The organism is Pseudomonas sp., from assembly GCF_030696055.1.
Taxonomy (GTDB): domain Bacteria; phylum Pseudomonadota; class Gammaproteobacteria; order Pseudomonadales; family Pseudomonadaceae; genus Aquipseudomonas.
The window spans coordinates 1-9104 of sequence record NZ_JAUYNP010000228.1 but is presented as its reverse complement, the minus strand read 5'-3'; the positions used below and the strand labels follow the sequence as shown (position 1 = coordinate 9104).

The following is a 9104-nucleotide window of genomic DNA, read 5'->3' as shown; positions in this document are numbered from 1 at the left end:
CAGCGTGACGGAGCCATTGCTGACAGTGACTGAGCTGCCTTCGGCAATGGCCTGGCCATCGACCTGTGTAATAGTCAGGGTATCGCCGTCGAGATCGCTATCGTTACTCCGCGCATCGATGCTGACGCTGCCGTCTTCATTAACAGTGAAGTCATCGGCGAGCGCAGAGGGGGCTCTGTTGGCTTGCTGAACGTTAGTTGCACCTGTGTTGGCATTGCCCTCGTTGGCTAATGCACCCAGCTGTTCACCTTGGTTCTCGCCAGCCAGACCTGGCCCTGAAGTCTCGAAGCCAACCGTTGCCTCAAGCTGCTGGCCGGTCTCATCGAGCATTACGAGGCTATGGCCGCCGCCACCGGCTGCGCCGCCAGCACCGCCACCAGTACCCGGGCCTGCGGCTGGGGCTTCGAGGTCGGTGGTGGGGTCGAAGCCGGCGGCCAGGGCTTGTTCGAGGCCGGCTGCCGGGGCCTGATCGGCTTCGGCAGCCTCGGCGTTACCGGCCTGCCAGTTGCTGCTGGATGCCACATCGACCAGCTCGCCGCTGGCCAGTTGCAAAGTCACTTCACCGCCCAGTGTGGTGAGTACCTGTTCACCTTGAAGCACTCGTTCGCCTTCGAAAATCTGCCGCTTGAGGCCATCGAGAGAGACGGCAAACACTTGACCTACAAGACTTTTAACGATGGCGACGATAGTGCTCATAGATACGGCTCCGTGTACTCGTGTGTAATTTTTGTCGTGGCGAGTAAAGCGTTTAATTCAAATTCTGAGAGTCGCGGCGACAATATTTTGTCGCCGTTAAATTGGCTTATTCCGTTTTGGAATTAGTACAATGCCAATCTATTGACCGCGTGCCCGCGATCATAAAGAATGCGCGCCGCGATGTCACTTTGATATTGAATGCTTGCCTTGCTTGGCTCGATGCCTGGATTTTTGGGCTGTTTGCAACCTGCTTGAGTCGCTCAAAACGCCTTGCTCAGCCTTTCTTTTGTCCGCCTGCCTTGCCTAAAAGGAATTTGTCTTAATGCGTTTCCTCGTAGTGCTTCCCCTCGTTCTGGCGGTATCTCTTGCAGCTCACGGGCAAAGCCTCAATGAGGCCATGCAGGCTGCACTTGAGGTGCATCCGGAGATCCAGGCCGGGATCAATTCGCGGCTGTCGGTAGAAGAGCAGATGAAAGCCGCCCGAGGTGGCTATCTGCCCCAGGTGGACGTGCTGGCCGGCTATGGTCGTGAGCACACCGACAGCCCGGGCACCCGCGGGCTTACCCATAATAGCGAGACCCTGACCCGCGGCGAGTCGAGCCTGCGCCTGCAGCAGATGCTGTTCGACGGTTTCGCCACCCGCAGTGAAGTCGCGCGTCAGCGCGCCACCGTCAATGCCCGTGCCTATGAATTACTGGGGACTTCCGAGAGCACGGCGCTGACCGTTGCCCAGGTCTACCTGGAAGTGCTCAAACGCCAGGAAATGGTGCGTCTGGCCGAAGACAACCTGCACAGCCACGAGCGCATCTATGACCAGATCAGCTTGCGCAGCCAGCGCGGGGTAGGGCGCATGGCCGACTTGGATCAGGCCGAAGCGCGCCTGGCCCAGGCCCGCAACAACCTGATCACCGAGCAGACCAACCTGGCCGATGCCCGGGTCAACTACTTCAGCGCCGTGGGCCGTGATGCCAGCGAACTGAGTATCCCGCCAGGCCTGGTCGGGCAGTTGCCGGACAGCCTGCAGGCGGCTCGCGAAGAAATGCTGGCGAATAACCCCTACCTGAGTTCGGCCGAGTCCGATGTGCAGGCCAGCGAGCAGCAGTATGAGGCGTCGAAGTCGAGCTTCTACCCGCGTCTCGATGCCGAACTGTCCCGTGGTATGGATAACAACCTGGACGGCACCGCAGGTCACAGCAATGAGTGGCGAGCGATGCTGAACATGCGCTACAACCTGTTCGCCGGCGGTAGCAACAAGGCCGATCTGCAGTCCAAGTCGCACCAGATCAATCAGGCCATGGACATCCGCAACAATGCCTTGCGCGTGCTCAACGAAGACCTCGGTCTGGCCTGGAACGCCCTGGAAAATGCCCGCCAGCAGTTGCCCATCGCCCAGCAATATGTCGACCACAGTGCTCGCGTGAAGGAGTCCTACCAGAAGCAGTTCAGCCTGGGCGACCGCACCCTGCTGGACCTGCTCGACAGTGAAAACGAACTGTTCACCGCCGCGCGCCGCCTCGAAGAAGTGCGCTACACCGAACTGTTTACTCAGTACCGGATCAAGGCCACCATGGGCTCCCTGCTCAAGAGCCAGGGTGTGGTCGCGCCAATCGCGGCGGCGCCGCTGGACGAGGTCAAGGCCCAGGTCAGTTTGCCCGGCCTCAATTGAGCGCTGAGCCCAGTCGTCGATGAGTAAAACCCAGTGGCAGTAGACCTTAGCCAGCCCCAGACCCGTAGCGATCCGCGGGATCGCCACGATGACCCCCTGCTCGACAGCCTGCTGTCGCTGTGCAGCCTGCACCAGAAGTCAGTCAGCCGCGCCATGCTGACGGCCGGCTTGCCGCTCCCCGAACAACGCCTGAGTGCCGAACTGTTGCCGCGCGCCGCGGCACGGGCCGGGCTGCAAGGGCGTTGGCTGCGCCGCGGCCTGGATAAGATCCCCGAGCTGGCGATGCCGGCGCTGTTGTTGCTGCAGGGTGGCCGCAGTGCGCTGCTGCTCGGCTGGGACGAGCAAGGCCGCGCGCGCCTGATGCCCAGCGAGAGCGAGGGCGGCGAGGTGCGCGTCAGCGTCGAGGTGCTGGCCAAGGATTACAGCGGCCAGGTGTTCTTCGCCCAGCCGCTGCATAAGTTCGACTTCAACCGCGGCGAGCTGATCCCGCGCGCCACCTCCTGGTTCCGCGACACCCTCAAGCGTTCGCGCTGGCTCTATATAGACGCCATAGCCGCCAGCCTGCTGATCAACCTGATCGGCCTGGGCACGCCGCTGTTCGTGATGAACGTGTACGACCGGGTGGTGCCCAACCAGGCCGAAGCCACCTTGTGGGTGCTGGCCATCGGCATCACCGGGGTGTTCTTCTTCGACCTGTTGCTCAAGACCCTGCGCGGTCTGTGCCTGGACCTGGCCGGCAAGAAGACCGACCTGATCATCTCGGCCACACTGTTCGAACGTATCATCGGCATGGCCATGAAGGTCCGCCCGGCGCGGGTCGGCAGCTTCGCCCAGAACATCCATGAATTCCAAAGCCTGCGCGACTTCCTCGCCTCGCTGACCCTGGCCAGCGTCATCGACTTGCCGTTCACCCTGCTGATCCTGGCGGTGATCGCCATGATTGGCGGGCACCTGGTGTGGATTCCGGTGCTCGCCTTTCCCCTGGTGGCGCTGATCGGCTGGGCCCTGCAGCGGCCGCTGGCCGAGACCATGCAGCGCACCATGGCGCTGGCCGCCGAGCGCCAGTCCAGCCTGATCGAGAGCCTGGCCGGGCTGGATGCGGTGAAGGTGAACAACGCCGAGAGCGAACGCCAATATATCTGGGAGCAGACCATCGGCACCCTCAGCCGTCTGGAGCTGCGCGCGCGCATGCTGTCCAGCCTGGCGCTGAATGCGACCCTGCTGCTGCAGCAGTTGGCCGGTGTGGTGGTGATAGTGCTGGGGGTCTACCAGATCATCGATGGTCAGCTGAGCATGGGCGGGCTGATCGCCTGCTATATGCTCAGCGGCCGCGCGCTCGGCCCCTTGACGCAGATTTCCGGTCTGCTGACCCGTTATCAGCAAGCCCGGGTGACGCTCGACTCGGTCAACCAGATGATGGAGCTGCCGCAAGAGCGCCATGCAGATGAGCGGCCGCTCAAGCGCCAGTCGTTGCAAGGCGCGGTGGAGTTCCGCCAGGTCGATTTCCACTACCCGGACCAGCAGCAGGCGGCCTTGCACAAGGTCAATCTGGTGGTCCGGCCGGGGGAGAAAATCGGCATCATCGGCCGCAGCGGTTCGGGCAAGAGCTCCCTGGCCAAGCTGATCGTCGGCCTCTACCAGGCCGATGCCGGCAGCCTGCTGGTCGATGGCATCGATGTGCGCCAGCTGGATGTCAGCGACCTGCGTTACAACATCGGCTATGTGCCCCAGGATATCCAGCTGTTCTCCGGCACCCTGCGCGACAACCTGGTAACCGGCGCGCGCTATGTGGAAGACGAGCTGGTGTTGCAGGCCTCGGAGTTGTCCGGGGTGCATGAGTTCGCCCGTCTGCATCCTAAAGGCTACGAGCTGCAGGTCGGCGAGCGTGGGCAGAATCTGTCCGGCGGCCAGCGGCAGAACGTCGCCCTGGCGCGCGCCTTGTTGCTCGATCCACCGATTCTGCTGCTCGATGAGCCCACCAGCTCCATGGATAACACCGGTGAGGAGCGCCTCAAACAGCGTCTGTCGGCGGTGATCGGCACTAAAACCCTGTTGCTGGTGACGCACCGCGCCTCGATGCTCAGCCTGGTGGATCGCCTGATCATCATCGATCGCGGTCAGATCATCGCCGATGGGCCTAAGGGTAGCGTGATGGAAGCGCTGAAGAAGGGGCAGATCAGTGTCAGCTAAACAATTCGGCAAGGGGCTGCGGAAAACCCTGGGGGCTTACTTCGGCAGCCAGGACGCCATGGGTGATGAGCCCCTGCCCGAGGTCAGCAAGGCGCTGATCGAGGATGCGCCACGGGTGATTCGCCTGACCATCTGGGGCCTGATCGCCTTTGTCGCCTTCTGTCTGCTGTGGGCCAACTTCGCCGTGGTCGATGAAGTGACCCGCGGCGATGGCAAGGCGATTCCCTCCTCGCGCCTGCAGAAGATCCAGAACCTGGAAGGCGGCATAGTCGCCGAGCTGTTCGTGCGCGAAGGGCAGATAGTCGAGATCGGCGATCCGCTGCTGCGTCTGGACGACACCCGTTTCGCCTCCAATGTCGGCGAGACCGAAGCCGATCGCCTGGCGCTGTTGCTGCGGGTCGAACGCCTCAGCGCGGAAGTGCAGGGGCGTGCGCTGGTGGTGGCCGACGAGGTGCGCGAGAAGGCGCCCGGCCAGGCCGACAACGAGATCGAACTGTTCAACAGCCGTAATCAGCAGCTGCTCGACGAAGTGGCCGGCCTGGAAGAACAGCTGACTCAGCGCCGCCAGGAGCTGCGCGAATTTGCCTCCAAGCAGCAGCAGTTTCGCAACAGCCTCAGCCTGTTGCGCGAGGAAATCCAGATGTCCGAGCCCTTGGTGGCCGAGGGCGCGATTTCCCCGGTGGAGGTGCTGCGCCTCAAACGCGCCGAGGTGGAAAGCCGCGGCCAGCTGGACGCCACCACCCTGGCCATGCCGCGGGCCGAGGCGGCGATCAAGGAAGTCGAGCGCAAGATCGATGAGACCCGCGGGCGCTTTCGCAGCGAAGCCTTGACCCAGTTGAACGAGGCGCGCACCGAGCTGAGCAAGATCCAGTCGACCGGCAAGGCCCTGGAAGACCGGGTCAAGCGCACCCTGGTGACCTCGCCGGTGCGCGGCATAGTCAAGCAGCTGCTGGTCAACACCATAGGCGGGGTGATCCAGCCGGGCAGCGACCTGGTGGAGATAGTGCCGTTGGGCGAGAACCTGCTGGTGGAGGCGCGCATCCGGCCCCAGGACATCGCCTTCCTGCATCCCGGCCAGGAAGCCATGGTCAAGTTCACCGCCTATGACTACACCATCTACGGCGGGCTCAAGGCCGAGCTGGAGCAGATCGGCGCCGACACAGTCACCGACGATGAGGGCAACAGCTTCTACGTGATCAAGCTGCGCACCAACAAGAGCCACCTGGGCAGCGCGGAACACCCGCTGCTGATCATTCCCGGCATGGTCGCCTCGGTGGACATCATCACCGGCAAGAAAAGCATCCTCAATTACCTGCTCAAGCCGATTATCCGCGCCCGCGCCGAGGCCTTGCGCGAGCGCTAAGCCTTGCATGGTGGAAACAAAAGCCGCAGCTAGCTGCGGCTTTTTGCTGTCTTGGGTGCGTAGCCCGGATGCAATCCGGGAGCGGATTGGTCGCGCGCAATTTCCCCGGATTGCATCCGGGCTACAAGAGCTACGATCCCGATGCCTTGCGCTTATTCGACAAACAATTGCTGCACCACCGAGAAGTCCTGCTTGCCCTTGCCCTGCTTGAGCAGCAGGCGATACAGCTGCAGAGCCAGGGCGCCCATGGGCGTGCTGCTGCCGGTGACCTGCGCGGCTTCTTGGGCCAGGCCCAGGTCCTTGGCCATCAGCTCGGCCATAAAGCCGCCGGAGTAGCCTTTGGAGGCCGGGGCGTTTTCCATCACCCCGGGCCAGGGGTTGTACTTTTCCAGGGTCCAGTTGCCGCCCGAGCTCTGCCGCATGATCTCGGCCAGCACTGCCGGCTCCAGGCCGTTGGCCACGCCCAGGGCCATGGCTTCGGCGGTGGCGATCATCTGCACCGCCAGCACCTGGTTGTTGCACACCTTGGCCACCTGGCCGGCACCGTCGGGGCCGGCGTGGAAGATATTCTTGCCCATGGCGGCGAAGATGGCGCGGGCCTTTTCCAGGGTGGCCGCCGCGCCGCCGACCATAAAGGTCAGGGTGCCCGCCGCCGCACCGGCAGTGCCACCGGATACCGGCGCATCGAGCATATCGATGGCGCGCGCGCTGGCGGCCCGATGCACCTTGCGTGCGGACTCCGGCGCTATGGTCGAACATTCCAGCACCAGGGTACCGGGTTCAAGCGCCTTGATCAGGCCGCTGTTGCCCAGGTACAGGTCTTCGACGTGGCGGCTGGCCGGCAACATGCTGATCACCACCTGGGCATCATGTGCGGCCTGCAGGGCGCTGCTGGCTGGCTGCGCGCCTGCCTGGGTCAGCTCGTTCATCGCCGTCTGCACCAGGTCGAACACCTGCAGGTTGAAGCCGGCCTTGAGCAAGTTGCGGGCCATGGGCAGGCCCATATGGCCGAGGCCGATAAAGGCGATTGTGGTCATTGTGATTCTCCTTATTCAAAAAGCCTGGTTGGCCGCTATATGCGCTGTGGTAAGAGCCAGCTTGCTGGCGATAGCGATGGATCGCCAGCAAGCTGGCTCCTACAGGTTGCTCCTACAGATCCGCCAGCGGGTGCTCGCCTTCCCAGGTCGGCGCGAAGTGCGCCTGGATCACCTCGTCCGGGACGCTCGCCACGTCCGGCCAGTGCCAATGGGCTTTGTGCTCCTTGTCGATCAACCGGGCGCGCACGCCTTCGGGGAATTCCGGGTAGCGGCAGCAGTTCAGGCTGATGGCGTATTCCATCTGGAACACCTGGGCCAGGGACAAAGACCTGGCGCGCTTGATCTGCTGCCAGACCAGGTGCCCGGTCAGCGGGCAGCCGCCGGCCAGGGTCTTGGCGGCGCGGGCCAGCAGCAGGTCGCTGTCGGTGTGCAAGGCCGCCAGGGCGCGCCAGGTCTGGGGCAGGTCGGCCTGGTCGAGCAGTTCGTCGATGCGCGCGCGGCGCGGCAGCCACTGGGCTTCCGGTAACTCGCTCTGGGCTTGGCTTTCCAGGGCCTTGAGCAGGCTGTGCAGTTGCAGCTGTGGCTGCTCCTGCCAGTTCAGTTGCACCAGACCGTCGAGCAGGGCGTCCTGCTGGCTGTCGAGCAGGAAGCGGTCGGCCAGGTCCAGGTCCAGGGCGTCGCGCGCGTTGATGCTGCTGGCGGTGAGGCCGAGGAACAGGCCGAGCTTGCCCGGCAGGCGCGCGAGGAACCAGCTGCCGCCGACATCCGGGTACAGGCCGATATTGATTTCCGGCATGCCCAGGCGGCTGCTGGGGGTGACGATGCGCAGCCCGGCGCCCTGCATCAGGCCCATGCCGCCGCCCAGTACATGGCCGTGGGCCCAGCAGATCAAGGGTTTCGGGTAGCTGTGGATGCGGTGGTCGAGGCGGTATTCGTCGGCGAAGAAGCGCCGCGCCAACGGCGGCACTTCGCCGGGGTGAGCGCGGCATTGCTGCACCAGCTGCACCACGTCGCCACCGGCGCAGAAGGCCTTGGGTCCGTTGCCGCGCAGCAGCACGCAGGCGATGGCCGGGTTATCCGCCCAGGCCTTGAGCTTGGCGTCCAGCGCCTCGATCATCGGCAGCGACAGGGCATTCAGACTGCTTGAAGCATCCAGGCTGGCGATGCCGATGCGATAGCCATGTTGGGCGGGGCGTTCTTCGAAATCTACGTTCATAGGGCAACCTTCGGTTGGGCCACAAGCGGCAAGCTTTAAGCTTGCGGCTTTCAGCTTGTAGCTTGCGTTTATTTATTGCGCCACTGCGGCTCGCGTTTTTCCAGAAAGGCGTTGACCCCTTCGCGGGTGTCGTCGGCGTCGAACAGGTCGACGAAGCGCTCGCGCTCCTCGGGTAGCCAGGTGTTCGGGCTGCGTTCGCGGGCGCCCTGCAGCAGCGGCTTGATGGTGCGCACCGCCACCGGGCTTTGCCGCGCCACTTTTGCGGCCAGCAGCAGGGCATGGCCGCGGGCTTCGCCGCTGTCCACCACCTGCTCGACCAGGCCGATGCGCAGGGCGGTGTCCGCGTCTAGGCGTTCGCCGCAGAGGATCATGCGCTTGGCCCAGCCTTCACCCACCAGCCAGGCCAGGGCCTGGGTGCCGCCGGCGCAGGGCAGCAGACCTACTGTGGCTTCCGGCAGGGCCATCTGCGCCTGACGCTCGGCGATGCGGATATCGCAGGCCAGGGCGCATTCCAGGCCGCCGCCCATGGCGTAGCCGTTGATCGCGGCGATCGACACGCCGCGAAAGTCCCGCAGGGCCTCGAAGGCCTCGCCGAAACGGCGGGCCATCTCGCGGGCGCGGGCCTTGTCGCCATCGGCGAACAGCTTGAGGTCGGCACCGGCGCTGAAGAACTTGCCGCCCTGGCCGGTGATCACCAGGGCGTAGATGTCGTCATCGTGATTGAGGTGCTCGACCAGCTGCTTGAGGCCGATCAGCGAGTCGCGGTCCCAGGTATTGGCCGGCGGCTGGTTGATGGTGATCAGCGCGGTATGCCCGTGCTTCTCCACGGTCAGCTTGTGGGTCAGGTCGAATAAGCCGGGTTGGTAGGGCTCTACGGCGTTGCTCATACATGTCCTCATTCGTTGGGCTCCCCTCTCCCTGTGGGAGAGGGGCCGG

The 9104-nt window shown here is 63.9% G+C and carries 7 protein-coding genes; 3 read left to right on the top strand and 4 right to left on the bottom strand.

Annotated features, from left to right (window positions below; all coding sequences use genetic code 11):
- The coding region (locus tag Q8Q83_RS13590) for a retention module-containing protein (protein WP_305624552.1) at positions 1 to 696 on the bottom strand (696 nt) is incomplete at its 3' end.
- 322 nt (positions 697 to 1018) lie between these two features.
- On the opposite strand from Q8Q83_RS13590, the gene Q8Q83_RS13585 reads away from it, so the two are divergent.
- Genes Q8Q83_RS13585 through Q8Q83_RS13575 form a run of 3 tightly spaced genes read left to right on the top strand, consistent with a single transcriptional unit; the run spans position 1019 to position 5915 of the window.
- A complete protein-coding gene (locus tag Q8Q83_RS13585; protein WP_305624550.1) occupies positions 1019 to 2362 on the top strand; it encodes a TolC family outer membrane protein in 1344 nt (447 codons plus the stop codon).
- Between the two features lie 33 nt (positions 2363 to 2395).
- On the top strand, positions 2396 to 4552 hold the full coding sequence (locus Q8Q83_RS13580; RefSeq protein ID WP_305624549.1) for a type I secretion system permease/ATPase: 2157 nt from the start codon (positions 2396 to 2398) through the stop codon (positions 4550 to 4552).
- Between the two features lie 58 nt (positions 4553 to 4610).
- A complete protein-coding gene (locus Q8Q83_RS13575) occupies positions 4611 to 5915 on the top strand; it encodes an HlyD family type I secretion periplasmic adaptor subunit (protein WP_305624553.1) in 1305 nt (434 codons plus the stop codon).
- Positions 5916 to 6067: 152 nt separating this feature from the next.
- Here Q8Q83_RS13575 and mmsB read toward each other — a convergent pair whose 3' ends face one another.
- The 3 genes from mmsB to Q8Q83_RS13560 all read right to left on the bottom strand — a co-directional run bounded on the left by mmsB (position 6068) and on the right by Q8Q83_RS13560 (position 9055).
- Positions 6068 to 6952: a 3-hydroxyisobutyrate dehydrogenase gene (mmsB, locus tag Q8Q83_RS13570; RefSeq protein WP_305624548.1), complete on the bottom strand. Its 885-nt coding sequence runs from the start codon at positions 6950 to 6952 to the stop codon at positions 6068 to 6070.
- Positions 6953 to 7064: 112 nt separating this feature from the next.
- A complete protein-coding gene (locus tag Q8Q83_RS13565; protein WP_305624546.1) occupies positions 7065 to 8168 on the bottom strand; it encodes an enoyl-CoA hydratase/isomerase family protein in 1104 nt (367 codons plus the stop codon).
- Positions 8169 to 8236: 68 nt separating this feature from the next.
- Positions 8237 to 9055 carry an enoyl-CoA hydratase gene (locus Q8Q83_RS13560; protein ID WP_305624544.1) on the bottom strand — a complete coding sequence of 273 codons (819 nt, stop codon included), beginning with the start codon at positions 9053 to 9055 and terminating at the stop codon, positions 8237 to 8239.
- Between the last annotated feature and the right edge of the window lie 49 nt (positions 9056 to 9104).

What these genes read in the sequence shown, in the direction of transcription:
- Q8Q83_RS13585 (WP_305624550.1), top strand. Translation starts at nt 1,019, where the DNA reads ATGCGTTTCCTCGTAGTGCTTCCCCTCGTTCTGGCGGTATCTCTTGCA.
- Q8Q83_RS13575 (WP_305624553.1), top strand. Translation starts at nt 4,611, where the DNA reads ATGGGTGATGAGCCCCTGCCCGAGGTCAGCAAGGCGCTGATCGAGGAT.
- mmsB (WP_305624548.1), bottom strand. Translation starts at nt 6,952, where the DNA reads ATGACCACAATCGCCTTTATCGGCCTCGGCCATATGGGCCTGCCCATG.
- Q8Q83_RS13565 (WP_305624546.1), bottom strand. Translation starts at nt 8,168, where the DNA reads ATGAACGTAGATTTCGAAGAACGCCCCGCCCAACATGGCTATCGCATC.
- Q8Q83_RS13560 (WP_305624544.1), bottom strand. Translation starts at nt 9,055, where the DNA reads ATGAGCAACGCCGTAGAGCCCTACCAACCCGGCTTATTCGACCTGACC.